Origin of the sequence: Diaphorobacter sp. HDW4A (genome assembly GCF_011305995.1) — a bacterium.
GTDB lineage: Bacteria > Pseudomonadota > Gammaproteobacteria > Burkholderiales > Burkholderiaceae_C > Diaphorobacter_A.
Genome location: NZ_CP049910.1, coordinates 2,719,324 through 2,745,839, shown reverse-complemented (window position 1 = coordinate 2,745,839; position 26,516 = coordinate 2,719,324). Strand labels below are relative to the sequence as shown.

Annotated in this window: 22 protein-coding genes and 3 tRNA genes; 8 read left to right on the top strand and 17 right to left on the bottom strand. The window is 61.7% G+C overall.

The window, feature by feature from the left end:
* The first annotated feature begins 39 nt into the window (after nt 1–39).
* Complete coding sequence (locus tag G7047_RS12420; protein WP_166305653.1) at nt 40–1,476, top strand: zinc ribbon domain-containing protein; 1,437 nt, start codon at nt 40–42, stop codon at nt 1,474–1,476.
* 99 nt (nt 1,477–1,575) lie between these two features.
* On the opposite strand, the gene G7047_RS12415 is transcribed toward G7047_RS12420, so the two are convergent.
* Together G7047_RS12415 and G7047_RS12410 are read right to left on the bottom strand one after the other, a co-directional pair.
* Nucleotides 1,576–2,037 carry a DUF192 domain-containing protein gene (locus tag G7047_RS12415; RefSeq protein ID WP_166305650.1) on the bottom strand — a complete coding sequence of 154 codons (462 nt, stop codon included), beginning with the start codon at nt 2,035–2,037 and terminating at the stop codon, nt 1,576–1,578.
* 201 nt (nt 2,038–2,238) lie between these two features.
* The gene (locus G7047_RS12410; RefSeq protein ID WP_166305647.1) at nt 2,239–2,451 is read right to left on the bottom strand and encodes a hypothetical protein; all 213 of its coding nucleotides are present in this window, start codon (nt 2,449–2,451) and stop codon (nt 2,239–2,241) included.
* Nucleotides 2,452–2,657: 206 nt separating this feature from the next.
* Here G7047_RS12410 and icd point away from each other — a divergent pair, with 206 nt between their 5' ends.
* Nucleotides 2,658–3,917, top strand: coding sequence for an NADP-dependent isocitrate dehydrogenase (gene icd, locus G7047_RS12405; RefSeq protein WP_166305645.1), 1,260 nt, complete (start codon nt 2,658–2,660; stop codon nt 3,915–3,917).
* Between the two features lie 208 nt (nt 3,918–4,125).
* On the opposite strand, the gene G7047_RS12400 is transcribed toward icd, so the two are convergent.
* From G7047_RS12400 to G7047_RS12385, 4 genes are all read right to left on the bottom strand, one after another.
* Nucleotides 4,126–4,201: transfer RNA gene (locus G7047_RS12400), tRNA-Asn, on the bottom strand.
* A 51-nt stretch (nt 4,202–4,252) separates the two neighbouring features.
* Nucleotides 4,253–4,328 (bottom strand) — tRNA-Asn (locus G7047_RS12395).
* Between the two features lie 78 nt (nt 4,329–4,406).
* Nucleotides 4,407–4,482, bottom strand: a tRNA-Asn gene (locus tag G7047_RS12390).
* Nucleotides 4,483–4,559: 77 nt separating this feature from the next.
* A complete protein-coding gene (locus G7047_RS12385; protein WP_166305642.1) occupies nt 4,560–5,024 on the bottom strand; it encodes a YbaN family protein in 465 nt (154 codons plus the stop codon).
* Between the two features lie 74 nt (nt 5,025–5,098).
* On the opposite strand from G7047_RS12385, the gene def reads away from it, so the two are divergent.
* Nucleotides 5,099–5,638, top strand: coding sequence for a peptide deformylase (gene def / locus G7047_RS12380; RefSeq protein ID WP_166305639.1), 540 nt, complete (start codon nt 5,099–5,101; stop codon nt 5,636–5,638).
* 5 nt (nt 5,639–5,643) lie between these two features.
* Here def and G7047_RS12375 read toward each other — a convergent pair whose 3' ends face one another.
* A complete protein-coding gene (locus G7047_RS12375; protein WP_166305636.1) occupies nt 5,644–8,262 on the bottom strand; it encodes a [protein-PII] uridylyltransferase in 2,619 nt (872 codons plus the stop codon).
* 102 nt (nt 8,263–8,364) lie between these two features.
* A complete protein-coding gene (gene map / locus G7047_RS12370) occupies nt 8,365–9,180 on the bottom strand; it encodes a type I methionyl aminopeptidase (RefSeq protein ID WP_166305633.1) in 816 nt (271 codons plus the stop codon).
* 251 nt (nt 9,181–9,431) lie between these two features.
* Between map and purL the strand changes: the two genes are divergently transcribed.
* The 3 genes from purL to G7047_RS12355 all read left to right on the top strand — a co-directional run bounded on the left by purL (nt 9,432) and on the right by G7047_RS12355 (nt 15,333).
* Nucleotides 9,432–13,427 carry a phosphoribosylformylglycinamidine synthase gene (gene purL, locus G7047_RS12365; protein ID WP_166305630.1) on the top strand — a complete coding sequence of 1,332 codons (3,996 nt, stop codon included), beginning with the start codon at nt 9,432–9,434 and terminating at the stop codon, nt 13,425–13,427.
* Nucleotides 13,428–13,537: 110 nt separating this feature from the next.
* On the top strand, nt 13,538–14,548 hold the full coding sequence (locus G7047_RS12360; protein ID WP_166305627.1) for a DUF808 domain-containing protein: 1,011 nt from the start codon (nt 13,538–13,540) through the stop codon (nt 14,546–14,548).
* A gap of 167 nt (nt 14,549–14,715) precedes the next feature.
* Nucleotides 14,716–15,333 (top strand): OmpW family protein, encoded by a 618-nt coding sequence (locus G7047_RS12355; RefSeq protein ID WP_166305624.1) that lies wholly within the window; start codon nt 14,716–14,718, stop codon nt 15,331–15,333.
* 143 nt (nt 15,334–15,476) lie between these two features.
* Here G7047_RS12355 and G7047_RS12350 read toward each other — a convergent pair whose 3' ends face one another.
* The 8 genes from G7047_RS12350 to G7047_RS12315 are packed head-to-tail and all read right to left on the bottom strand — an operon-like array spanning nt 15,477 to nt 22,407.
* Entirely contained in the window at nt 15,477–16,505 is a 1,029-nt protein-coding gene (locus tag G7047_RS12350; RefSeq protein WP_166305621.1) for an amidohydrolase, read from the bottom strand.
* Nucleotides 16,506–16,514: 9 nt separating this feature from the next.
* On the bottom strand, nt 16,515–17,228 hold the full coding sequence (locus G7047_RS12345; RefSeq protein ID WP_166305618.1) for an ABC transporter ATP-binding protein: 714 nt from the start codon (nt 17,226–17,228) through the stop codon (nt 16,515–16,517).
* Nucleotides 17,215–18,024, bottom strand: coding sequence for an ABC transporter ATP-binding protein (locus tag G7047_RS12340; RefSeq protein ID WP_166305615.1), 810 nt, complete (start codon nt 18,022–18,024; stop codon nt 17,215–17,217). The genes G7047_RS12345 and G7047_RS12340 overlap by 14 nt, the downstream gene beginning before the upstream one ends.
* Nucleotides 18,024–19,043, bottom strand: coding sequence for a branched-chain amino acid ABC transporter permease (locus tag G7047_RS12335; RefSeq protein ID WP_166305612.1), 1,020 nt, complete (start codon nt 19,041–19,043; stop codon nt 18,024–18,026). Before G7047_RS12335 ends, G7047_RS12340 begins: the two co-directional genes overlap by 1 nt.
* 4 nt (nt 19,044–19,047) lie before the next feature.
* On the bottom strand, nt 19,048–19,917 hold the full coding sequence (locus tag G7047_RS12330; protein ID WP_166305609.1) for a branched-chain amino acid ABC transporter permease: 870 nt from the start codon (nt 19,915–19,917) through the stop codon (nt 19,048–19,050).
* A gap of 29 nt (nt 19,918–19,946) precedes the next feature.
* Complete coding sequence (locus tag G7047_RS12325) at nt 19,947–21,101, bottom strand: ABC transporter substrate-binding protein (RefSeq protein ID WP_166305606.1); 1,155 nt, start codon at nt 21,099–21,101, stop codon at nt 19,947–19,949.
* A 32-nt stretch (nt 21,102–21,133) separates the two neighbouring features.
* Nucleotides 21,134–21,994, bottom strand: a complete 861-nt coding sequence (locus G7047_RS12320) for an alpha/beta fold hydrolase (protein WP_166312038.1) — start codon at nt 21,992–21,994, stop codon at nt 21,134–21,136.
* Nucleotides 21,995–22,017: 23 nt separating this feature from the next.
* The gene (locus G7047_RS12315; protein ID WP_166305603.1) at nt 22,018–22,407 is read right to left on the bottom strand and encodes a hypothetical protein; all 390 of its coding nucleotides are present in this window, start codon (nt 22,405–22,407) and stop codon (nt 22,018–22,020) included.
* Nucleotides 22,408–22,784: 377 nt separating this feature from the next.
* On the opposite strand from G7047_RS12315, the gene egtD reads away from it, so the two are divergent.
* Both egtD and egtB read left to right on the top strand, forming a co-directional pair.
* Entirely contained in the window at nt 22,785–23,726 is a 942-nt protein-coding gene (gene egtD / locus G7047_RS12310; protein WP_256376851.1) for an L-histidine N(alpha)-methyltransferase, read from the top strand.
* Between the two features lie 6 nt (nt 23,727–23,732).
* Nucleotides 23,733–25,004 carry an ergothioneine biosynthesis protein EgtB gene (gene egtB / locus G7047_RS12305; protein ID WP_166305596.1) on the top strand — a complete coding sequence of 424 codons (1,272 nt, stop codon included), beginning with the start codon at nt 23,733–23,735 and terminating at the stop codon, nt 25,002–25,004.
* A gap of 47 nt (nt 25,005–25,051) precedes the next feature.
* On the opposite strand, the gene G7047_RS12300 is transcribed toward egtB, so the two are convergent.
* Nucleotides 25,052–26,335 (bottom strand): O-acetylhomoserine aminocarboxypropyltransferase/cysteine synthase family protein, encoded by a 1,284-nt coding sequence (locus tag G7047_RS12300; RefSeq protein ID WP_166305592.1) that lies wholly within the window; start codon nt 26,333–26,335, stop codon nt 25,052–25,054.
* Between the last annotated feature and the right edge of the window lie 181 nt (nt 26,336–26,516).

Here is a 26,516-nt window from a genome sequence, read left to right as displayed (position 1 = left end):
GCCATTTTTCTTCAATGACTTTCACTCCCAACCAAAGCCATGAATGATTCCAGCTACAAATCCATCGACTTTGGCGCACTGACGCGAGCCGGAGAGGGGCTCACCCAGTGGCGTGCACTTGCCACCGGCTTCATCACCGCGCTGACTTGCGGCGTGTTGTTCTGGTTGATGCAATGGTCAGTCACGCGCATGGGCGGCATCGTTGGCATCGTGCTGATGGTGGTGCTCGCGATTGCCTGCTTCGTTGTTTGGGTGGCGGGTTCGTCGGCCGTGGGCGTGTTGCTCATGGACAAGGCGCGCAACCTGCCCCAGCGCAGCATCGGCGAGGCTGCAGCCTTTGGCCTCGGATCGGTGCCCAAGTTCCTGCTGTTGGCGGTTGCCGTCTTTGTGGTGACCATCGCCTTCATGCTGGTGGCGGCGTTGATCTATTTCATCTGCAAGATTCCGGTGATCGGCGCGGTGCTGGCCTTTGTGGCCCATCCCGTGCTGCTGTTGATCGCCTCGGCTTTCATCATTGCCTGTATCTGGGTGGTGTTTCCGTTGTTCGCGCCTGCCGTCTGGAGCGGTCTTGGCTTCAAGCAGGCGCTGGCCAGCGTGTTCGCGATTGCGCGCCACCGTCTTGTGCAAGTGGTGCTCATGATGATGGTGCTCTACATCATTCTGTTCGTCATCGGCATGCTGATCGCATCAGGTGTGGTGCCGGCCATGGGCCTGCTTACAGGCCTGGCGACGTCCATCATGGGCGGAGGCGGTGGCTATGGCATGGGTGGAATGGGTGCTGCCATGGCCATGTTCAGCAATGCCTCGATGACTGGTGCCTTTCTGGGCGCCAGCGTACTCAGTATTCTGCTGTTCGCATTGGTCGCGCTCGTGGCGATGATGGGCATCAATTTGCTCTACCTGCAAGCGGCCGATGGCTTGGACACGGCAGGCACTTCGAGTGATATCGAAGGCGCCTTTGGAGTCATGAAGGAAAAGGCCCGTGAGGCCGCAGACAAGGCCCGCGCGGCTGCTGATCGGGCCAAGCAAGCTGCGGCGGATCGTGCTCAGGCCACAAGCAATGCGCGTGAAGAAGCGGTGATGGAGCAGACCAAACTCGAGGAAGAGGAAGCCAATCAGCCCTTGCCCGAGCAGGAAGCGCTGCGCCGGGAAATGGCCGAACGTGAGGCTCGCGAGGCGCAGGCGCGTGACGCGCAAGCTCGCGCGGAGGCTCAGCGTCAAGCGGCGGCGCGTGCCGCAGCACCGGCAGCGGCTTCGCAAGCTCCAGCGGCTTCTTCCGCTGCGGGTGCTGCCACCGCCGGTGCGGCGGCTCTGGGTGGTCTGATGACAAGTGCTGCTGCGGCCACGGGCGCTGCGCCTGAAGCAGCTCCAGTGCCGCCTCCACCTCCAGCGGCGACGACCAAGGGCTGCAAGGCCTGTGGTCACACCATCGGCGCGCAGGACATGTTCTGCGAGAACTGCGGGTCCAAGCAGTAAACGACGGATCCCGACGGATCCGGGATGGTGGCAAGCTGGCGATGGCATTTTCGAATGCTGTCGCCAGCTTTTTTTATGGAGCCAAGGTTGGCTGCCGTCTCACTTGCCAAGTGTAAAAGGGCGACCGGTGAGCTTGGTGCCCGCCTTGATACCACGCTTGTCGAACCAGCCCACATTCATCTCGAGCACATAGCGCACGGGCTTGGCAGAGCAGTGCGAGTCTTCGGTCATTGGCTTCATGTCGGCGAGATTCACGATGGTGCCGTCGTCGGCCACAAAGGCGGCGGTCAGCGGCAGGAGGGTGTTTTTCATCCAGAAGCATTGCGTGGCAGGCTGCTCGAAGACGAAGAGCATGCCTTCCTGGATTGGCATTTCCTTGCGGAACATGAGACCGATCTCGCGCTCGCGGGGTGCCATCGCGACCTGGGCGTCGATGAGGTACATGCCTGCGGTGATCGACGTACGGGGCAGTGTGGTTTGCGGCGAGCCCTGTGCCTGAGAGTGCAGCGCGGGAGTGGCCAGACTGAGCGTCAGGATGATGTGTGAGAGTAGTTTTTTCATCGATTGCCGGTCACAGAATTGCGTTGAACGGGAGGTGAGCAAATGGTTTTCTAGATTCCGGTTTCGTAGTTTAGTTGCGTGCAGGGCGGGCAATGTGGCGGTTTTGTATATTCCAGAAATGGAAAAGCCCGCTCAAGCGGACTTGAAGCGGGCCTGTGGATGGAGCTCCCTGCTTGCGCAAGGTGCGCCACGGTAATGGGATCAGGCAGTGGCTTTGTGGTGCTTGCGAGTTTTCTTGGCCTTTGTTGCGTGCTTGTGCTTGGGCGTCGCTTTGGCGTGGTGATTCTTGGCAGCCTTGGCGTGAGGTGCAGCAGCTACCGGGGGCGCAACTTCGGGAGCTGTGTTGGGCGCAGCTTGCGCAAATGCACCAGAGGCGAACATGCCAGCTACCAGGATTGCGAGGAGTTTTTTCATATATGCAATTTCCATCGGTGTGTTGAGTCTGCCGCTGCACACACCATGTGTGCGGGGCTGACAAGTCTTCAACGCGACTTGTGCCGCGTCGTTGACAGGGTAAACGGTTTTCTTTTGTAGCTAGAATCTTTCAGAACAAATACTTGCTTTACCAAAAGGAATAGCAAGCAAGACAAGTCTGTCAGTCGAATCCAACGGAGACCCGCATGAGCGCATACCAACACATCAAGGTGCCCACCGAGGGCCAGAAAATCATCGTCAACGCCGATATGACGCTGAGCGTGCCGGATCAACCCATCATTCCCTATATCGAGGGAGATGGCACGGGCGCCGACATCACTCCGGTCATGATCAAGGTGGTGGATGCGGCCGTGGCCAAGGCCTATGGCGGCAAGCGCAAGATCCACTGGATGGAGATCTATGCGGGTGAAAAGTCCACCAAGGTCTATGGCCCCGACGTCTGGTTGCCGGAGGAAACCCTTCAGGTGGTGCGCGACTACGTCGTCTCGATCAAGGGGCCACTCACAACGCCCGTGGGCGGAGGCATCCGCTCGCTGAATGTGGCGCTGCGTCAGGAGCTGGACCTCTACGTATGCCTGCGGCCGGTGCAGTATTTCAAGGGTGTGCCATCGCCTGTGAAGGAGCCTGAGAAGGTCAATATGGTCATCTTCCGTGAGAATTCGGAAGACATCTATGCAGGCATCGAATTCCCCGCCGAATCCGACAAGGCCAAGAAGCTCATCAAGATCCTGCAGGACGAGTTTGGCGTCAAGAAGATCCGTTTTCCCGATACCTCGGGCATCGGCGTCAAGCCGGTCTCGCGCGAAGGCACACAGCGCTTGGTGCGCAAGGCGATCCAGTACGCCATCGACCATGACAAGCCCAACGTGACGCTGGTGCACAAGGGCAACATCATGAAGTACACCGAAGGGGCTTTTCGCGACTGGGGTTATGAACTCGCGGCCAGCGAATTCGGCGGCGAGCTGATCGATGGCGGCCCGTGGATGCGCGTGAAGAACCCGAATACTGGCAAGGACATCATCATCAAGGACAGCATCGCCGATGCTTTCCTTCAGCAAATTCTGTTGCGCCCGGTCGAATACAGCGTGATCGCCACGCTTAACCTGAACGGTGACTACATCTCCGACGCGCTCGCTGCGCAAGTGGGCGGTATCGGCATTGCCCCCGGCGCCAACATGTCCGACTCCGTCGCGATGTTCGAAGCCACCCACGGCACGGCACCCAAGTATGCCGGCAAGGACTACGTGAACCCCGGCTCTGAAATCCTCTCCGCCGAAATGATGCTGCGCCACATGGGCTGGGGCGAAGCCGCCGACCTCATCATCAGCTCGATGGAAAAGGCCATTGACTCCAAGAGGGTGACCTATGATTTCGCTCGCCTGATGGATGGCGCGACACAAGTCAGCTGCTCTGGATTTGGCGAGGTAATGATCAGCAAGATGTGATGAACAGAATCATCTAAAAGAACTGAACCCGCAAGCCGAGCGGGTTTTCTTTTTTCTTCCTCTGCCTCGTACGGCAAGGCTTCGCAACGACGCATGAGGGCCTGTATTGCCGTCTCCAAACGATTGACCAATCAATGCCAAAGACTTCGTGAAACCCAGCGACAAAAAAGAAAATCCGCCCAAGATTTGCATCCTGGGCGGATTGATTTGGCTCCTCAACCTGGGCTCGAACCAGGGACCTACGGATTAACAGTCCGGCGCTCTACCAACTGAGCTATTGAGGAATATTGGTATTAATTTTGAAAGAACCCTGTGCAATTGCAGGGTTCTGAATTTGGCTCCTCAACCTGGGCTCGAACCAGGGACCTACGGATTAACAGTCCGGCGCTCTACCAACTGAGCTATTGAGGAATACGTTTGTTTTATTTGGTGGTTGCTCGTTTTTGCGAGCCAGCCTTGTGCAATTGCAAGGCCTTCAAAGAAATTCTTTGGCTCCTCAACCTGGGCTCGAACCAGGGACCTACGGATTAACAGTCCGGCGCTCTACCAACTGAGCTATTGAGGAACAAGACTTAGATTATAGCCACAAAAAACTGTCACTTTTCGAAGCAAGCCTCACGGGGCGACAATTTTGTGAAATTTTCAGAGTTTGGTGGGCTGGGTTGGCTCCGGTCGGAACCACAGCCAGGTCAGCACACAGGCCATGCAGCCGTTGGCCGCTATTTTCGCCCAGATGGGAGCGCTGCTGAGCAAAAGAATACAGGCGCATAGTGACATCACGACAGTGGCGCTCCACTTGGTCTTGCGACTCACGCGCCCGCCGTTGGTCCACTCCTGCAGCATGGGCCCGAACAGCCGGTGATTCCAGAGCCAGCCGTGCAGCCTCGGCGAACTGCGCGCCGCCGCCCATCCAGCCATCAGAATGAAAACCGTAGTGGGAAGACCCGGCACAATGATGCCGATGACGCCCATCACCAGACAGAAGACAGCGAACGCCATCAGCAACCAGCGTACGATCATCGGCCGCTGCGCATGCAATGGTGGTGCGGGGCGGCTGTTGGTGGAGGAGGGCTGCTGCAGCAGCGGCTCGCTTTTTTCTTCCGGCATGTCAGGATTGTGCGCGAGTCTGCGGCAATGCACGGCTTGGGCTATCCTGAGGCGACACTATTTCAGCACCGGACATGAGCATCAAGACCATACTCAAGATGGGTGACCCCCGACTCCTGCGCGTGGCGCAGCAGGTCACCCACTTCGACACGCCCGAGCTGCACCAGCTCATACAAGACCTGCGCGACACCATGCAGGCTGCCAACGGCGCAGGCATCGCCGCACCGCAGATCGGCGTCGACCAGCAAGTGGTGATCTTCGGTTCGAGCGACATCAATCCGCGCTACCCCGACCGCCCGCTCGTGCCACCGACAGTGCTGATCAACCCTGTGATCACTCCGCTCGGCGATGAGGAAGAGGACGACTGGGAAGGCTGTCTCTCCGTCCCCGGTCTGCGCGGCAAGGTGCCGCGTTTTCTGCGTATCCGCTACCAAGGCTTTGACCTCGAAGGCCGCGTGATCGATCGCGAGGCTGAAGGCTTTCACGCGCGTGTCGTGCAGCACGAGTGCGATCACCTCTGGGGCAAGCTGTATCCGATGCGCGTGCGGGACTTCACGCAGTTTGGCTACACGGAGATTCTGTTTCCGGGGATCAGTGCAGCCGAGGACGATTGACTCGTTCAGTCCGCGGCCAGTGCCCTCAGCAATTCCGTCTCAATCTGGATCTGCCGTGCACTGTGTTGGAGCTCGTTGCCCTGCACCAAAAAGGTGTCTTCTACGCGCTCGCCAAGGGTGCTGATCTTGGCGAGCTGCACGCTGAGTTGGTGTTGAGAAAGAATGCGCGCCACGGTGTAGAGCAGGCCGGCGCGGTCGCTGGCGGAGATCGTGAGGATCCAGCGCTGGGCTTTTTCGTCGGGCTTGAGTGTGACGCGGGGCGCGAACGGGAAGCTCTTGACGCGGCGTGACACCCGGCGCTTGGTGGGCTCGGCCAGCGGGCCGGTGGCGCTGATGGCGCGCAGCAGCTCGCTTTCGATCAGCGTGATCAGCTCGCGGTAATGGCCTGCCAGGGTTTCGGACGGAACCACCTGGAAGGTGTCGAGCGCATAGCCGTTGAGTGCGGTGTGCACGCGCGCGTCGAGGATCGAGAAGCCTGTGCGTTCGAAATAACCGCAGATGCGCGCGAACAGCTCGGGTTGGTCGGGTGAGTAGACCAGCACCTGCAGGCCTTCACCTGCGAGCGACTGGCGCACGCGCACTACCGGGTTGCCGGTGCCGACATGGCGTGAGAGGTGGCGGGTGTGCCAGGCGATGTCGGCGGCCTCGTGGCGCATGAAGTAGCTGACGTCGAGCGTGTCCCAGAGTTTTTTGTGTGATTCGAATGGCTGCGAGTTGAGGGCCAGTTGCACCAGCGCCTCTCGCTTGCGAGCCTCGATGTCGGCGGCTGCGTCGGGCTCGCGGCCACCAAGCACGCGCAGGGTGGCGCGGTACAGGTCTTCGAGCAGCTTGCCTTTCCAGCCGTTCCAGACTTTGGGCGAGGTGCCGCGAATATCGGCGACGGTGAGCAGGTACAGCGCGGTGAGCCAGCGCTCGGTACCGACGCGTGCGGCGAAGGCCTTGATCACGTCGGGGTCGGCGAGGTCTTGCTTCTGCGCGACCTGGCTCATGGTCAGGTGTTCGCGCACGAGGAAGTCGAGCAGGGCGGTGTCGTCTTTGTCGATGTGGTGCTGTTTGCAGAAACGGCGGATCTCGATGCCGCCGATCTGCGAGTGGTCACCGCCACGGCCCTTGCCAATGTCGTGGAACAGCGCCGCGAGATAGAGAATCCACGGTTTGTCCCAGCCAGCAGCGAGCTGCGAGCAGAACGGATATTCGTGTGCGTGCTCGGCCATGAAAAAACGGCGCACGTTGCGCAGCACCATGAGGATGTGCTGGTCCACCGTGTAGACATGGAAGAGGTCGTGCTGCATCTGCCCGACGATGCGCCGGAACGGCCACAGATAGCGCCCGAGCACCGAGGTCTGGTTCATCAGTCGCATAGCGTGCGTGATGCCTGCGGGCTGCTTGAGAATCTGCATGAACAGGGAGCGGTTGACCGGGTCGCGACGGAAATCGGCATCCATGATGGAGCGTGAATCGTAGAGCGCGCGCAGCGTCTTTGCCGACAGGTCCTTGAGGCCGACCGTGGTTTCGTAGAGCAGAAAGGTCTCGAGAATCGCGTGCGGATTCTGCTTGTAGAGATCGTCGCTGGCGACCTCGATCAGGCCGGCCTTTTCGAAGAAGCGCTCGTTGATCGGTCGCAGCTCGTGTGAGCTGGGATAGAAGCGCTCCTGGATGTTGAGATACAGGATCTGCGTGAGCTGCTGCACCGCCTTGGCCGCCCAGTAATAGCGGCGCATCAGCGTTTCGCTCGCGCGCATGGCGAGGCGCTTGCCCTCGGGGGTGGTCGAGCGGTAGCCAAAGGCCTCGGCGACGGCGGTCTGCAGGTCGAACACGAGGCGGTCTTCGCGGCGTCCGGCGACGGCGTGGAGCTTGGCGCGGATCAGAAACAGCAGGGCCTCGTTGCGCTCAATCTGCTCGACCTCGAACGGCGTGGCGAGGCCGGTCTCGGCCATCTCGTCCCAGTCGCGGCCAAAGCCTGCGGCGCGCGCGGCCCAAGCGATGAACTGCAGATCGCGCAGCCCGCCGGGCGATTCCTTGCAGTTGGGTTCGAGCGCGTAGGGCGTGTTTTCGTATTTGTTGTGGCGCTGGCGCATCTCGAACGCCTTGGCGATGAGAAATGCGCGCGGGTCCATCTGTTCCCCGTAGCGCTGCTCGAAATCAGCGAACGCGGTGGCGTTGCCGCAGAGCAGGCGGGATTCGAGCAACGAGGTTTGCACCGTCACGTCGGCGGCGGATTCACGCAGGCAATCAGCCACGGTGCGCACGCTGGAGCCGATCTCGAGACCCGCATCCCAGCAGCTGCCGATGAAGGCCTCGATGGGGGCGCGGTGGCGCTCGGTCAGCTCGCTGCCCGCCGCATCGGGGAACAGCACCAGCACGTCGACATCCGAGTGCGGAAACAGCTGACCACGTCCATAGCCGCCCACGGCGACGAGGGCGGCTTCGGACGGCAGTCTGGCGCGCTCCCACAGATGCGTGAGCAGGTTGTCGGTCTGCAGCGCGAGCCGGTGCAGCAGTGTGCGGATGCCGCGTGTGTTGGCCGAGGGCTTGAGCAGGGTGGCGATGATCGCCGCCTTGCCAGATTTGTATTGTTCGCGCAGCGCCACCAAATCATCGGACTGGGGGGGCTGGGCCGTCATCGGGGTGCTGCGTGAGTGCATGAGAGAGGACATGTGAAATGACTAGCAAGAATCATGCGCCGCACCCAGGCATGAGATGGGGGCCGCAGCGCGGCCCCCGGCTCAGGTGCGGGTCGTGGTCACGAATGGCGGCAGCGCGGGCGAGCCCTCGGACAGTGTCAGCACGTCGTAGCCGGTTTCGGTCACGAGCACGGTGTGTTCCCATTGGGCTGACAGGCTGTGGTCCTTGGTGATGATGGTCCAGCCATCCTTGCCGAGTTCCTTGATGTCGCGCTTGCCGAGATTGAGCATCGGCTCGATGGTGAAGACCATGCCGGGCTCCAACAACTCGCCGGTGCCGGGGCGGCCGTAGTGCAGGACCTGTGGCTCTTCATGGAACTTCTTGCCGATGCCGTGGCCGCAGAATTCACGTACCACGGTCAGGTGGTTGCCTTCCGCGAAGGTCTGGATGGCGTGGCCCACATCACCCAGACGCGCGCCGGGCTTGACCTGCTGGATGCCGAGCCACATGGCGTCGAATGTCAGTGCCGAAAGACGTTTGGCCGCGATCGAGCATTCGCCGATCATGTACATGCGGCTGTTGTCGCCGAACCAGCCATCCTTGGTGATCACGGTGACGTCCACGTTGACAATGTCGCCCTTCTTGAGCGCCTTGTCGTTGGGGATGCCGTGGCAAACCACGTGGTTCACCGAGGTGCACAGGTGGCCGGGGTAGGGTGGATAGCCGGGCGGTTGGTAGCCGATGGTGGCCGAGACTGTGCCCTGCTGGTCCATGCATTCCTTGCCGAGGTGGTCGATTTCCGCTGTAGTGATGCCGGGCTTGATGTGGGGAGTGATGTAGTCGAGCACTTCCGAAGCCAAGCGGCAGGCGACGCGCATGCCCTCGATATCTTCTTGAGATTTGATGGTGATACTCATGGCTCCGATTATCCCACTGCACCGCAACCGCTGTCCGAGTGGTGTTGTCTGCGTCGGAGAGCGTGGTTGAAGTCGACATGTGCGAATGTCCATGGCGAAGCCGCCGGACAGAGGCGGTTGCGTGTAAACCCTCGGGACATTCATTGGCCGGTTAAAATGGCGGACTCACCGATTCTGCGTTCGGGCCCTCACCTGAGATCAGGCGAGGGCCCGGGCGTCATACACCAGCCTTCACACATACAGGCCGCCACGTGACCCTGCATTTGACACAGTTTGAGGGTGGAAACGCCCTGAGCTCGTTCCGCGCCCAACAGCTTTTGACCGATTTGGTCGCCATTCACCCCAAGATCACCGGCGTTGCCGCGCGCTTCGTGCATCTGGTGGCCACAGCGGGCGAGCCCGATCTCGCGCTGCGCGAGCGTTTGCTGGCGCTGCTCACCTATGGCGATCCTTATGAAGGCGCTGTGGATGGCACGGCCTTTGTGGTCACACCACGCATAGGCACGATCTCGCCCTGGGCCTCCAAGGCGACCGACATCGCTCGCAACTGCGGACTCGACGTATTCCGCGTGGAGCGCGTCACCGAGTTCCACGTCACGCTCAAGAGCGGCCTGCTGGGCGGCACGCCCGAGCTGTCGGCCGAGCAGACCGGGCAGATTGCCGCGCTGCTGCACGACCGCATGACTGAATCGGTCGTCGCCACGCGCGCCGAGGCCCAAACGCTGTTCTCTACGTTGCAGGCTGAGCCGATGGAGTTCGTCAACGTGCTCGGCGGTGGCCGTTCGGCGCTCGAGAAGGCCAACAAGCAATGGGGCCTGGCGCTGGCCGATGACGAGATCGACTATCTCGTGAACGCCTTCAACGGCCTCCAACGCAATCCTACGGACGTGGAACTGATGATGTTCGCGCAGGCGAACTCTGAGCACTGCCGTCACAAGATCTTCAACGCCACCTTCACCATCGACGGTGTAGCGCAGGACAAATCGTTGTTCGGCATGATCCGCAACACCGAAGCGCTCTCGCCCCAGCACACCATCGTGGCCTACGCCGACAACGCCTCCATCATGGCGGGTCACGCGGTCGAGCGCTTCGTTGCGCAGTTCGATGCCGACAAGGCGCCGAGCTACGCGAAGCACGAGGCGGTGAACGAAGTGCTCATGAAGGTCGAGACCCACAACCACCCGACCGCGATCTCGCCATTTCCCGGCGCATCAACCGGCGCGGGCGGCGAAATCCGCGACGAAGGCGCGACCGGCCGTGGCTCCAAGCCCAAGGCGGGACTGACGGGCTTCACCGTCTCCAAGCTCTGGGGCAGCGAAGTCGGCAAGCCCGAGCACATCGCGAGCCCGCTGCAGATCATGATCGAAGGCCCGCTCGGCGGCGCGGCGTTCAATAACGAATTCGGCCGTCCCAACCTGACCGGCTACTTCCGCGAATACGAACAGCAGGTCGGCGACATCACGCGTGGCTACCACAAGCCCATCATGATCGCGGGTGGTCTGGGCGTGATCGATTCCGAGCAGGTCAAGAAGATTCTGTTCCCCGCCGGCACGTTGCTGATCCAGCTTGGCGGCCCCGGCATGCGCATCGGCATGGGCGGCGGCGCTGCCAGCTCGATGGCCACCGGTACGAACGCGGCCGAGCTGGACTTCGACTCGGTGCAGCGCGGCAATCCCGAGATCGAGCGCCGTGCGCAGGAAGTCATCAACCACTGCTGGGAGCAGGGCGCGAACAACCCGATCCTCGCGATCCACGACGTGGGTGCGGGCGGCATCTCCAACGCCTTCCCTGAGCTGACCAACGACGCGGGCCGTGGCGCGCGCTTCGATCTGCGCGCGGTGAAGCTCGAAGAGTCGGGCCTGGCTCCCAAGGAAATCTGGTCCAACGAAAGCCAGGAACGCTATGTGATGGCGATTGCGCCCGAGTCGCTCGCGCAATTCACCGCGTTCTGCGAGCGCGAGCGCTGCCCGTTCGCGGTGATCGGCGTGGCGACGGAAGAGCGCCAACTGGTACTGGAAGACACGGCTGTGGCCTCGGGCGATCAGAAGTTTCCGGTCGACATGCCCATGGACGTGCTACTCGGCAAGCCGCCCAAGATGCACCGCGACGTGAAGACCGTGGAGCGCGAACTGCCCGCCATCGACCTGACAGGCGTGCCGCTCGAAAAGGCCGTGATCGAGGTGCTCGCGCATCCGACGGTGGCGTCCAAGCGCTTTCTCATCACCATCGGCGACCGCACCGTGGGTGGCCTCACGCACCGCGACCAGATGGTCGGCCCATGGCAGGTACCAGTGGCCGACGTGGCCGTGACGCTGGCCGATTTCAAGGGCTTCAAGGGCGAGGCCATGGCCATGGGCGAGCGCACGCCGCTGGCCTCCATCAACGCGCCCGCCTCAGGCCGCATGGCGGTGGCCGAGGCCATCACCAACATGCTGGCTGCGCCGATTGAGCTGTCGCGCGTGAAGATGTCCGCCAACTGGATGGCTGCCTGCGGCGAGGCCGGTGAAGACGCGGCGCTCTATGCGACGGTGAAGGCAGTGGGCATGGAGCTGTGCCCCGAGCTGAATGTGTCGATTCCGGTCGGCAAGGATTCGCTCTCGATGCGCACGCAGTGGAGCGAAAACGGCGCGGTGAAGAAGGTCTCCTCGCCGGTGAGCCTGATCATCACCGGCTTTGCGTCCATCGACGATGTGCGCGGCACACTGACGCCGCAACTCGATGCCGAAGAAGACGACAGCACCTTGGTGCTGATCGATCTGGCGCGCGGCAAGATGCGCATGGGCGGCTCGATTCTCGGTCAAGTGCTGAACCAGTCGGGCAACGAAACGCCGGACCTGGACAACGCCAAGGACCTGATCGCCATGGTCGACGCGGTGAACGCACTGCGCGCCAAGGGCCTGATCCTGGCTTATCACGACAAGGGCGACGGCGGTCTGCTGGCCACTGCGGCCGAGATGGCCTTCGCGGGCCATGTGGGCGTGGCGCTCAACGTGGACATGCTGATCACCGAAGGCGACGGCATCAGCGACAGCCGCATGGATTCCGGCGAAGGCAAGAACTGGGGTGCCCAGATCAGCGGTCGCCGCGAAGACATGACGCTGCGCGCGCTGTTCAACGAAGAGCTTGGCGCGCTGCTGCAGATCCGCACCTCGGACCGCACCGAAGTCATGCAGATCCTGCGCGAGCACGGCTTGTCGACCTGCTCGAACGTGGTCGGCAAGACCCGTCCGAAGTCGTCCAGGCTCGACGATGGCAAGGGCGAACTGCAGGTCTGGCGCGATGCCAAGAAGGTGTTCGGCGCGACGCTGTCCGACCTGCATCAGGTCTGGGACGCCGTGAGCTGGAAGATCACCCAGCAGCGCGACAACCCGGCCTGTGCCGACAGCGAACACGCCGCCGTCGGCGTGCCTGCCGATCCAGGCATGCATGTGCACCTCACCTTCAATCCTGAAGACAACGTGGCCGCGCCGTTCCTCAACCTCGCCAAGCCACGCGTGGCCGTGCTGCGCGAGCAGGGTGTGAACTCGCATGTGGAAATGGCCTACGCCTTCACCGAAGCCGGCTTCGAGGCGGTGGACGTGCACATGACCGATCTGCAGACCGGCCGCGCGCAGCTCAAGGACTTCGCGGGCGTGGTCGCCTGCGGTGGCTTCAGCTACGGCGACACGCTGGGCGCGGGCATCGGCTGGGCGCGTTCGATCACCTTCAATGACCGCCTGTCGTCCGAGTTCCAGCAGTTCTTCGGTCGCACAGACACCTTTGGTCTCGGCGTCTGCAATGGCTGCCAGATGTTTGCCGAACTCGCCGACATCATCCCCGGCGCGCAGGACTGGCCGCGTTTCACGCAGAATCAGAGCAACCGCTTCGAAGCGCGCCTGTCGATGGTGGAAGTGCTCGAATCGCCCAGCCTGTTCCTGCAGGGCATGGCGGGCAGCCGCCTGCCGATCGCGGTGGCGCACGGCGAAGGCTTTGCGAACTTCAAATACCGTGGCGACGTCGACAAGGTGATCGGCGCGATGCGCTACGTGGACAACCAAGGCGTGGCGACGGAGCAGTACCCGTTCAACCCCAATGGCAGCGCGGGTGGCCTCACAGCCGTGACCACGGCGGACGGTCGCTTCACCGCAATGATGCCGCACCCCGAGCGCGTGTTTCGCAATATCCAGATGAGCTGGACCTCGGGCGATCAGGCCCAGTTCAGCCCATGGATGCGCGTGTGGCGCAATGCCCGAAAGTGGCTGGGGTGATTTCATGACTCCGCCTTCGGGTGGAGCTAAATTGCTGAAATAGCGACGAAAGGCCGGGATCGACCCCGGCTTTTTTGTGTACGCAGAATTTCTATTTCTGGAGTGAAAGCATGGCAGGTGGCGGACTTTTAATGCTGCTCGACGACATCACGGCATTGCTCGACGATATCGCGGTAATGTCCAAGGTGGCGGCAGGCAAGAGCACGGCGGCAGTGGATGATGTGGCGACCATGACCAAGGTGGCTATGCAGAAGACGGCCGGCGTGCTTGGCGACGATCTGGCGCTCAATGCCGAGAAGGTCACCGGCGTGAAGGCCAATCGCGAGCTGCCCGTCGTCTGGGCCGTGGCCAAGGGCTCGCTCTGGAACAAGTTCATCCTCGTGCCGGCTGCGCTGCTGATCAGCGCCTTTGCGCCTTGGCTGATCACGCCGCTTTTGATGGTGGGCGGGGCGTTTCTGTGCTTTGAGGGCGTTGAAAAGATCCTGAGCCTGTTCCACAAGCCTGGCAAGCAGGAGGCCGAGGCGATCACTGCCGAGTTCGTGGAGGCCGAGAAGGAGGGTGTCGCGCCTTCTTCCGTGCGCGCCGCCAAGGAAGCGGCCAAGGCGCCCGTCGACTACGAGAAGGAAAAGATCAAGGGCGCGATCCGCACCGACTTCATTCTCTCGGCCGAAATCATGGCGATCGCACTCGGCACCGTCTCCACCAAGCCGATCTGGGAGCAGGCGCTGGTGCTCATCGCCGTGGCACTCGCCATCACGGTCTTCGTCTACGGCCTCGTTGCGGGCATCGTGCGCATGGACGACGTGGGCGAATGGCTCAAGGCCAAGAGCAGTAGCGTGGCGCGCGCGTTCGGCCGTGGCCTGATCGCGAGCACTCCTTGGCTGATGCGCGGCCTGTCCATCGTCGGCACGGCGGCCATGTTCCTTGTGGGCGGCAGCCTGCTGGTGCACGGTATTCCGTTCATCGAGCACTGGTTGCATGACGCGGTGACGGGTGCGGGCACCGTGGTTGCGACCGTGCTGCCGCTGCTGGTACATGCCGGTGTGGGTGCGTTGATAGGCGCAGCTGTGGTGGCTTGTGTGCACATCTGGGGTGCAATCCGGGGCAAACCCGCCCATTGAGGTGCAATGCGTGACTTTTACGCAACATTTTGGGGCAACCTTGAAATTAGTAAGGTTTTCCTAGGGTTTGCCCGTGCTGACTTGATTTAGAGCAAATCAATCGGGTGCTGAAATTGATTCAATGGAATGCATACAAATTGTTTCCATCACTACCCGAGGTAACCTAGATGAAGAAAACCCTGTTGGCCATCGCAGCAGTCAGCGCATTCACTTCCGGTGCAGCGTTCGCTCAATCCGCAGATGCCGTCGGTCCGTTCATGGTGCGCGTGCGTGCGGTGCATCTGGATAGCCGCAATCACGACACGACCGGCCTCGACTTGTCGATCAACAACAAGTGGATTCCTGAAGTCGATGTCTCCTACTTCTTCACGCCCAATTTCGCTGCCGAACTGATCCTGACCTATCCGCAGAAGCACGACCTGCGTGCTGGCGGCACCAAGATCGGTTCGCTCAAGCATCTGCCACCCACACTGCTGGGCCAGTACCACTTCACCGGCATGGGCGCGTTCAAGCCCTACGTCGGTGCCGGTATCAACTACACCCGCTTCTCGGGTGTGAAGTTCGATCCAGCCGTGGACGCTGCTCTGTCGCCTTCCATCAAGAAGAACAGCTGGGGCGGTGCCCTGCAAGTCGGTTTCGACTACGCCATCGACAAGAACTGGTCGCTCAACTTCGACGTGAAGAAGGTCTACATCGGCACCGACGTGTACTCGGCCGGTACCAAGGTCGGTTCGTTCAAGGTGGATCCCGTGCTGATCGGGGTGGGCGTTGGCTACCGCTTCTGATAGCGCAGCTCACAAAGCACTCCATACCGCGTGACATTGGGTCACGTGGTTCCGTTCAAAGGATGCAATTGGACGGAATCCAAAAAACAATGGTGGGGAAAATTGATGCCGACTCTCGTTGCGAGAGTCGGCTTTTTTGCGTCTCAGAGCCGGTAGAAGCTCTGGGCCGTATCGCGATAGAGCGCGCGTTTTTCATCGCCGCTCATGCCCGAGGTGATGTGCTTGAACGCGTTCCATAGCACGGCGTAGCTGCAGGTGCCCTTGTCCACCGGGAAGTTGCTCTCGAACATGCAGCGCTCGGGGCCAAACAGCTCGATGCAGGTGAGGATGTAGGGCCGCCACGCGTCGGCCAGTTCCAGCGAGGTGGGCGGCCGTGGCTGCTTGTGGAACGGAAAGCCGAACACGCTCATGCCGAGGCCGCCGAGCTTGATGCTCACGTTGGGCAGTTGGGCGATGCGCTGCAGCTGCTTTTTCCATTCCGCAAACACGGCGCCGCGTTGCCCGGTGTAAGGCCCGACGCCCAGCGGCACGCCGATGTGGTCGATCACGATGGGCGTGTCGGGAAAGGCCTTGGCCAGATCGGTGAGTTCACCGAGCTGCGTGTGATAGGCCCAGGAGTCAAAGCTGAGGCCGAACTGCGCGAGCTTGGCGAAGCCCTCGCGGAACTGCGGGTTCAAGTAAACATGCAGGGGCGGCGAGTGCATAACGCCGTACTGGAATTTCTCGTGCGCGGCGGCGTGGCAGCGGATGCCGCGAAAGCGGCCTTCGCCCACCTGTACCTGCGCGGCCAGAACCTCTTCCACGGCTGCGCCCAGCGACAGCTCGGCAAAGCCGACGATGCCCGCGCAGATCCGCGTGCGTGACTGTGCCGCGTTGGCTTGTTTTGCGATCCGCACCACGCGCTCGGTCTCACCCACGGGCCTGAGCGCCTCGGGTCCGTCTTGGCGATACGAAAAGCCAACCTGGATGAAGACGGTAGATTCGATGCGGTGGCCCGAATTCAGATCGGCCAGCAAATCGTCCGCCATGTAGCCGCCCCAGTGGGTGTCGGCCAGATGGTGGTGCGGATCGATGATGGGGAGGTCCGGCTCGAGTGCGGCCTCGGTGTACTGCGCGAGCCAGTCGGGGCGCACCTCGGCGCGGGGGATGATGGGAAGGATGCTGCTACTCATGTTTGCTGTTTAGATGCCGAGGAAGGCCTTCTGCACGAACGGGTCGTTCAGCAGTTCCTGGCCCGAGCCCGCGCGGATCACGAGACCCTGCTCGAACACGTAGGCGTCGTCCGCCATCTTGAGCGCCAGTCGCGCATTCTGCTCGACCAGAATCACCGAGACGCCGGTTTCCTGGTTTAGCCGTTTGATGGCCTGCGCGATCTCCGAGACGATCTTGGGCGCGATGCCCAGCGAGGGCTCGTCGAGCATCAGGATCTGCGGATTCGACATCATCGCGCGGCCGATGGCGACCATCTGCTGCTCGCCGCCCGAGAGCGATCCCGCCATCTGCTCGCGCCGCTCCTTCACGCGCGGGAACAGCGCGTAGACGCGTTCGAGCGACTCGTTGCGCTGCTGCGATGAACTTACCGTGTGCGCACCGACCATCAGGTTTTCCCAGACCGACATGCGCGGAAACAGCCGCCGGCCTTCGGGCGAGAGCGCGATGCCCATGCTCACGCGCTCGGCGGAATTCATCGCGTCAATGCGTTTTCCATCGAGTGTCAAAGAGCCCGATGTGAGCTTCTTCAGCCCCATCAGCGCCTTGAGCGTGGTGCTTTTGCCCGCGCCGTTGGAGCCCACGAGCGCGACGATCTTGCCCGCGTCGATCTGGAAGCTCACGCCATGCAGCGCCTCGACCAGTCCGTAGTGGACGACGATGTCCTTGACCTCAAGCGTGCGCATCTTCATCCACTCCCAGATAGGCTTCGATCACGGCCGGGTGGTTGCGGATTTCCTCCGCCGTGCCTTGCGCGATCTTCTGTCCCTGCACGAGAACGATGATCTTTTCGCAGGTACCCATCACCAATGCCATGTGGTGCTCGACGAACAGCAGCGATATGCGGTGCTCGTCGCGCAAGGTCTTCAACAGTCGGCCGAATTCGGCGCATTCCTCGGGGTTCAGGCCCGCGGCGGGCTCGTCGAGCAGCAGGAGGCGCGGGCTGGTCGCCAATCCGATGGCCACGCCGATGCGCTTCTGGTGTCCGTAGGCCAGCTCGCCCGCGATCTCGTCGCGATAGGGCGCGAGGCCGGTGATCTCCAGCACCTTGTCCACCTGCTCGCGCGTGCGCCGCAGGGCCGCCTTGTAGGCCCCGGTCTGCGCGATCTGCGCCCATACGGGTACGCCGAAATGGCAGAGCGCGCCGCGATGAACGTTCTCGTAGACCGTGGATTTCGGGTAGACCGTGGCCGATTGGAACGTGCGCGCGAGACCATGTTTGACCACATGGCTGGGCTTTCTGCCGGTGATGTTCTCGCCCGCGAAGACGATGGTTCCGGCGGTGGGCGCAAGCGATCCGCTGATCATGTTGAACGCGGTGCTCTTGCCCGCGCCGTTCGGGCCGATCAGGCCGACGATCTCGCCTTCTTTCAGCTCGAAGCTCAGGTCACGCACGGCGGCGAGGCCGCCGAAGGTCTTGGACAGTCCTTCGACTTTGAGCAAGGTGTTTGTAGCCGTTGCCGTTGCCGTTGCAGTCGTCATCACTTGCCTCCCTTGCCGAAGCGCTTGGCACCGATGCCGACCAGACCCATCGGCAGGAACTTGAGCACGAGGATCAGCGTGATGCCGTACATGATGTTCTGCGTCTCGATGGCGCTGCGGAACAGCTCGGGCAGCGGCGTCATGATCAGCGCGCCGAGAATCGGGCCGAGCACCGAGCCGCGTCCGCCGATCACCAGCATGATGATGGCGGCCACCGAGATGTGCTGGTTGAACGACTCAGGCGAGACGAAACCGAGGTAGTGGGCGAGCAGCGCGCCCGCAAAGCCCGCGAAGGCGCTGCCGAGCACGAAAGCGAACATCTGCGAGCCCTGGATGCTGATGCCGCTGGCTTCGGCGAGGTCGGGGTTGTCGCCCACGGCGTCGAGCGAGTTGCCTTTGGGCGTCTTGAACAACGCGATCAGCAGCACAACGGACAGGAAGGCGCAAACCGCTGCCAAACAGTAGAACGACAGCTTGGAGTCAAACGTGAAACCGAACAGACTGGCGGGCGGAATGTTGGCGATGCCGTTAGCGCCGCCGGTGAGGTCACCACCTTCGAGCAACACGAGCCGGGTCAGCTCTCCGAAGCAGAAAGTCACGAGCACGAAATACACGCCTTGCAACCGCAGAATCACCGCGCCAAGCAGAAAGGCGATGAGCATCGAGGCAATCACGCCCGCGATCACCGAGATGAAGAACGGTGTATGAAAACGCGTGGTGCAGATCACCGCGACGAATGCACCCATGCCCATGAATGCCGCATGGCAGAACGAGAGCTGCCCCGTGCGGTTGATCAGCGCAAGACCGTTCACGAAGATGATGTTCAGGCAGATGAGTACCGCCAAATGGATGTAGAACGGGTTGCCTGCCAGTAGGAGAGGCAGGGCGAAGAGCACCAGCAAACCGGGAATCCAGGTCGACCAGCGCCCGCCCTTGATGGCGTTCTTGGTGGGTTGCGACGTTGTTGTGGGCACGCCTTGACTTTCGTTGCGGGAGTGGGTTGCGGGAGAAGCGTTCATGGAGTCAGCGACCCGCCTTTCCGAGCAGACCTGCTGGGCGGAAGATCAGCATCAGGATCACGAAACCGAAGAGCAGCATGTCCGAGAAACTGCTGGACATGAAGGTGTTGGCCACGCTCTCGAACACGCCGAGCAACAAGGCCGCGAGCGCCGCGCCGGGAATGCTGCCGAGACCGCCGAGAATCACCACGATGAAGGCCTTGAGCAGCGGCGTCGAGCCGATGCTTGGCGACACGGAGAACACCGGCGCCATCAGCGCACCGGCGACGGCGGCCAGCGCCACGCCGATGCCGAAGCCGAGCGGATACATGAGCTGCGAGCGAATGCCCTGGGCGTTGGCGATCTCGATGTCCTGCACCACGGCGCGCAATGCGCGTCCGCCCTTGCTGTGCATGAGAAAGACGTAGAGCACGATCAGCACGACGATGGAGAACGCCACCACGTAGAGGCGCGACATCGGCACCATCACGGGCCCAAGCGCGAGCACGCCTTCTGCCACGGCGGGCATGGATTGCGGATCGGGGCCGAAGACCATCAGCGCGCCGTTCTGCAGGATCATCGCGAGGCCGATGGTGGCGATCATGCCGTTGAGCTCGTCACCGCGAAAGCCCTTCATCACGACCACCTCGATGAGCCAGCCGAGGATGAGCGTGAGCACGAAGGTCGCGAGCACCGCCGCGAGAAAGGGTAGAGCCAGTTTGGTGACGCACACATAGGCCGAGAACGCGCCCAGCATGTAGAACTCGCCATGCGCGAAGTTCACGACCCGCATCACGCCAAAAACCAGCGTGAAGCCAATGGCCATCAGCAGGTAGAGCAAGCCGATGATGAGTCCATTGGTCAGCGCCTGGCCGATCAGAAAAGTAAAGTCCACGGCGGTATCCCCGATTCACGCGTGCGTTGTCACTTGCATTCGGTGAGCGAGCAGGTGGCCTCGATCACTTCCTGTCCGTCCTGCACGCGGGCGATGTAGAACGGGGCGCTGATCTGGTGTGCGGCGCCGTAGACCTCGCCGCCAGTCCAGTTCAGCGTGCCTAGAATGCCCTTGAAGTCTTTGATGTTCTCGAGCGCGACGCGCACCTTGTCGGTGTCGGTCGTGGTGCCAGCGGCGCTCATCGCCTGGAACAGCATGTGCGTGCCGTCGTAGAACGCGGGGCTGAAGCCGTTCATGCGCTTCTTGTACTTGGCGAAGTAGCGGTCGGAATAGGCCTTCACCGCCGCGTTGGCGGGATTGATCGGCGTGTTCACCAGCATGCCGTTGGTGGCGCCCGCGCCCGCGACGTTGACGATCTCCGGCGTGGCCGGGCCGCCGCTGCGGATGATGATGCCCTTGAAGCCCAACTCGCGCGCCTGCTTGACGATCAGCCCGGCCGTGCCCGGCGCGTTGCCGTCGAGCTCGATGGCGTCCACGCCCTTGGCCATCAGACGGGTGAGCAGCGGCATCATGTCCACGCGCTCGCGCTCGAAGAATTCCTTGGCGTTGAGCTGCGCGCCGGCCTTGCTGTAGGCCTTCTCCAGATCCTGCGCGATCTGCTGGCCGGTCTCGTCGTTCGGGAACAGACCGCCGACCTTCTTGACGCCCTTGGCCTTCACGATCCAGTTGATCTGCGGCTGCGAGGTCTCCATCGTCGTCAGGTTGGGGCGGAAGTTGAACGGCTTATCCTTGCCGAGCGCCTTGTCGGTGAAGCCGAGCGTCAGCATCACGACCTTGTTTTTGTCGACGATGGGCGTCACGGCCAGCGCGCCCGCCGAGCCCACGGGGCCGATGATGTACTTGACCTTGTCTTCGAACACCAGACGGTTGGCCGCGGTCACCGCCTCGCCCGCCTGGTACTTGTCGTCATACGGCACGACCTTGACTTTGTACTTCTTGCCGCCCACGTCAAGACCACCCTTGGCGTTCACATCGTCGGCCGCAAGTTCCGTCGCGTAGAGCATGGCCTGCCCCCACGCGGCTCCAGCGCCAGACAAAGTGACGATGGCGCCGACCTTGAGTTCTTCCTGTGCGAACGAAGTGCCTGCCAGGCACATCAGCGAAACGGCGAGTATCTTCTTCATGGGGTTCTCCTTGTATGGGTGGAAATGGGGTTTCAGACGCTGGCGCTACGTTCAGCGATGTCGTTCAGCACTGGCAGGATGTATTGACGGAACTGCGCCGGGTTTTCGCTCATCGGAAAATGCCCTACCTGTTCCATGATGGTGACCTTGGCGCCCGGAATGCTCTGGGCGGTGCGAATCGTGTCTTCGGGGCTGCAGGAAAAGTCGTATTCGCCCGTCAGCAGATACAGCGGTGTTTTGGCGGTATTGATTCCGCCGAGCTTTCCGCGCAGATCAGAATCGACGCGGTAGAAATACAGATCGCCCTTGAAAATGCCGGGGCCGCCTTGCTTGTATTGCCAGAGGGTTTCGTAGCGATATTCATCGGGGCTTTGTGGAGCGACCAAGCCGGACACCAGCGCTGCGCAGACTTCACCGCCATGCACGTCTGGGCGGTTCAGCCAGCTCGTGTCATACCAAGGGTGTTGAAAATCAGCGCCTTCCAGTCCGATCAGTGCCTTGAATTCATCGCCGTGTGCATGCGCGAGCTGCAGCACGATGCGCCCGCCAATCGAGCAGCCCATGACCACGGGCTTGTCCAGCCTCAGCGCCGAGGAAAACGCGCGAATGGTCTGTACGTAGCGCTCGGTGGTCAGCTCGTAATCGTGGTTCTGGAAGCCGACGGGAGGGTAGGACTTGCCGTGCCATGGCATATCGAAGGCGATCACGCGGTATGTGCGGGTGATTTCCTCGTCGCACAGCAGATGCCTGAACTGGCGTGCATCGGACCCTGCAGTGTGCAGGCACAGTAGGGGTATGCCTTGGCCGTTTTCTTCGAAATACACGCGGCAGGTTTCACCCAGGATGTCCACGTGCACATATTTCCCGCAGATGGGCTCGATGGTTCCGTGCATATTCTTCAATTGATGCTCCCGTTTCAGACACCGTGAAAATGGCGTGGGGTGTTCAATACATCTTTGATGTATTGCAGATGGGTAAATAGCACTTGGGATTCACCTTCGATGCGCATGACCCCGCGTTTGTGCAGCGCGAACAGGTCGTGCCAGCCTGCTTTGGGGAATCTCTCCCAGAGTGCATTCCAGGCTTCGTCGCTTGCGGCAATCACCAGATCCGCTGTTTGAAACAGTGGCATTTTCCGGGTCAGATTCGCAATGCGACCTTGCTGGATATCCATCAGATAGACGGTTTCTCCAACGGAAATTTTGATCAGCGCATTCATGAAACGGCCTCGGTGAATCAGATATGCGTTCTGGTTCACATGTGTTGGGATGGACTCAAAACTCCGCAGCAGGGATTCATGGCTCATCGCTTGTGCTCCTTGGTAGTCTTTTTACTGAATAACGCTCAGCCGATGGACCAAGATGGGTGGCTGTTGCAACGTACAGTTCTTTTTTTGGTTCTATTCTGCAGAACCATTGTTCTAAAGTGATGATAGTGCGACTGATGGTTTTGGATCTCAGGGTTTTCACTAGCGGCGTAAAGTCAGCCCAGGCCTGTGCAAGGCGATTCCTACGGCTGGAATGCGTCGCCGCTGGCGCGGCAGACGGGTGGCGTGCTCTTACGCTCGCGGACATGTCCTTGAATTCGCGTCTTTCGCCCGACTCACATGGCGACGTCGACGACTACGCAACCGTCACTCCTGACGCAACGTCCAGCCATGTCGCCGCCGATGAGGGTGCCGCCTTGTGGTCGCGTGCCGCGCTGACCGAGGTGCGCGCTATCACTGACGGGCTGATGCAGCCCAAGGCCGAGATTTCGCCCAAGTATTTCTACGACGAACGCGGGTCCGCGCTGTTCGAGGACATCACGCGGCTGCCCGAGTACTACGTCACGCGCGTGGAGCGATCCATCCTGCAGCGCCATGCCGGCGCGATCACTGAATCGGTGGGCAAGGGTGGCGTGGTGATTGAGCCCGGTGCAGGCAATTGCGAGAAGGCGCGCGCGCTGTGCCTATTGCTGCAAGCGCGCGAATTCGTCGGCATCGACATCTCGTCCGATCATCTGCAGGAGTCTGTGCGAAACATGCAGTCTGATATGCCGTGGATGCACGCGCGGGCCGTGGCAGCCGACATCACGCAGCCGGTGCACTTGCCCGGCGATGTGCCAACGGGCCAGCGGCTGGTGTTCTACCCGGGCTCATCCATCGGCAATTTTGAGCCTGCTCAGGCGGTGCGGCTGCTCGCGCAGATGCGGCAACTACTGGGTGCGCCCGAAGACGGCGGCGGCCTGCTGATCGGCATTGACCTGCCCAAGCCTGTGCATCTTCTGCAGGCCGCGTATGACGACGCGGCAGGTGTCACGGCGGCGTTCAATCGCAATGTGCTCGCGCATGTGAACCGGCGCATAGGCAGCGATTTTGTGCCCGAACATTGGCGCCATCGCGCGTTTTTCGATGCAAGTCACTCGCGCGTGGAAATGCACCTCGCAGCGCAGACGGCGCAAAGCGTGCGCTGGCCGGGTGGCGGTCGGGACTTCGCGGCCGGTGAGCGCATCCATACCGAGAACAGCTATAAGCACTCCCTCGCGGCCTTTGCCTCGTTGCTTGCGCTCGCGGGTTTTTCCAAGCATCGCAGCTGGACCGACGAGCAGGGCTGGGTTGCGCTGATCCATGCGTGGCAGCAGTGAGTCGCTATGCTGACCCCAGTGCGCGATCTCGAACAGAACATGGCGGCGCGCTTTGGTCGCGTTCGCGCCGCGACCTGTCAGTTGGCCGAACCGCTGTCTACCGAAGACTGCTGCGCCCAATCCATGGCGGATGCGAGTCCGGTGAAATGGCATCTGGCGCACTCCACCTGGTTCTTCGAAACCTTTGTGCTGGAGCGATTCGAGCCGAATTTCGCACCATTCGATCCGGCCTTCCGCGTGCTGTTCAACTCGTACTACCATGGTGTCGGCGCGCAGCACCCGAGGCCGCAGCGTGGCCTGATCACGAGGCCTGACCTCGCTTCCGTGTTGCGCTACCGCGCAGCGGTGGATGAACGCATGCAACGTCTGCTCGCGCGCTGTGAAGATGCCGCATGCCTTGCACTCATCGAGCTCGGTCTGCAGCATGAGCAGCAGCATCAGGAGCTGGTTCTCATGGACATCAAGCACTTGCTTTCATGCCATCCGCTATGGCCGATGTATCGCACTGTCCAGTGGCCGCAGGTGGTTGCATCACCACCTGCACAGCCCGCATGGATCTCCCACCTCGGTGGACTCGAGCAGATCGGGCATGCCGGTGAAGGCTTTGGCTTCGACAATGAATCGCCGCGCCATCGCGTCTACCTGGAACCGTTCGCGCTCTGTTCGCGCCTCGTGACCAATGGCGACTATTTGGGGTTCATGCAGGATGGAGGATACGAACAGCCCGCGCTGTGGTTGGCGCAGGGCTGGGACTGGCGCGAGGCCAACACCATTCATGCGCCCCAGTACTGGCGGCGAGCGCAAGGGAACGACGACGCGCTCTGGCGGGAGTTCACGCTGCACGGTGCGGTCGATCTTGCGCTGCAGCAACCCGTTGTGCATCTCTCGTATTTTGAGGCCGATGCCTATGCGCGCTGGAGCGGCGCACGACTGCCGACCGAGGCGGAGTGGGAGGCTGTGGCTCAGGCGGAGTCGATACCTTTCAGCGGGCAATTTGCGGACAGCGGGGTGTTCCATCCTGCTGCAGAGCAGGGCGCGCCTCAGCTCTTTGGCAACGTGTGGCAGTGGACACGGTCGAGCTACGATGCCTATCCGGGATTTACGCCGGCCGGGGGCGCGGTAGGCGAGTACAACGGCAAGTTCATGGTCAATCAGTACGTGCTGCGCGGCGGCTCCTGCGCCACGCCATCTGACCACATCCGCGCGAGCTACCGCAATTTCTTTCCGACCACGGCTCGCTGGCAGTTTGCGGGGGTGCGACTCGCGCGGGATTTGTGAATGAGGCACCCGCCGAGAACGCGGCGAGTGCTGTCGCTGCTGATGGTTTAAACCGCTGCGAGCGCTTGGTCCAGATCCGCCAGCAGATCGTCAATGTGTTCGATGCCCACCGACAGGCGCACCATGCCCTCGGTCACTCCGGCCTTGGCGAGTTCCGCAGCGTCGAGCTGGCGGTGGGTGGTGGAGGCGGGGTGCGTGGCCAGCGACTTGGCGTCGCCAATGTTCACCAGACGCGTGAACAGTTGCAGCGCGTCGAGAAAGCGTGCACCGGCGGCGCGCGCGTCTTCACCTGAGGACTTGAGGCTGAACGACAGAATGCCCGAGGCGCGGCCGCCCGATTGCTTCTGGACGATGGCGTGATCAGGATGGTCCTTGAGGCCCGCGTAGCGTATCCATTCGATCTTGGCGTGCTTTTGCAGCGTCTCGGCGATCTTCTGGGTGTTCTCGCAGATGCGGTCCATGCGCAGCGCGAGCGTCTCGATGCCCTGCAGGATCTGGAAGGCGTTCTGCGGCGAGATCGCGGCGCCCATGTTGCGCAGTGGCACGACGCGCGCGCGGCCGATGTAGGCGGCAGGGCCCAGCGCTTCGGTGTAGACCACGCCGTGGTAGCTCACGTCGGGTTCGTTCAGGCGCTTGAAGCGCGCCTTGTGCTCGGCCCACGGGAACTTGCCACTGTCCACGATGGCGCCGCCCACGCTGGTGCCGTGGCCGCCGAGGTATTTGGTGAGCGAGTGCACGACGATGTCCGCACCATGCTCGATGGGGCGCAGCAGGTAGGGGCTGGGCACCGTGTTGTCGACGATCAGCGGCACGCCATGCGCATGGGCCACGTCGGCAAGCGCGCGGATGTCCGTCACATTGCCGAGCGGATTGCCGATGGATTCGATGAAGATGGCCTTGGTCTTTGCGTCGATCAGCTTGCCGAAGCTTGCGGGATCGCGCGCATCAGCAAAACGCACCTCGATGCCTTGCTGTGGGAAGGTGTGGGCGAACAGGTTGTAGGTGCCGCCGTAGAGCGTGGCGGCCGAGACGATGTTGTCGCCCGCCTCGGCAATCGTCTGGATCGCATAGGTGATCGCCGCCATGCCCGAAGCCACCGCCAGTGCGGCAATGCCGCCCTCCAGTGCCGCGACGCGCTTTTCCAGCACGTCGGTGGTCGGATTCATGATGCGCGTGTAGATATTGCCCGCGACCTTCAGATCAAACAGATCCGCGCCATGCTGCGCGCTGTCGAACGCATAAGCGACGGTCTGGTAGATCGGCACCGCGACGGCTTTGGTGGTGGGGTCGGGGGAATAACCGGCGTGGACGGCCAAGGTTTCGATGCGCATGAGTCAGGTCTCCGAAATGTTGAACAGAACACGAACCGGGCGCGTGTGCACCTGCACCAATGCGTCCGGATATGACGGTGATTGTTGCCGCACGGCGCGGCGAGACTAACGAAGGTTTCGCTATGAGCTTATGCGCCGCACCAGATCCCATTTTGCGGAATGGCGCGACCATGAGCGAGGT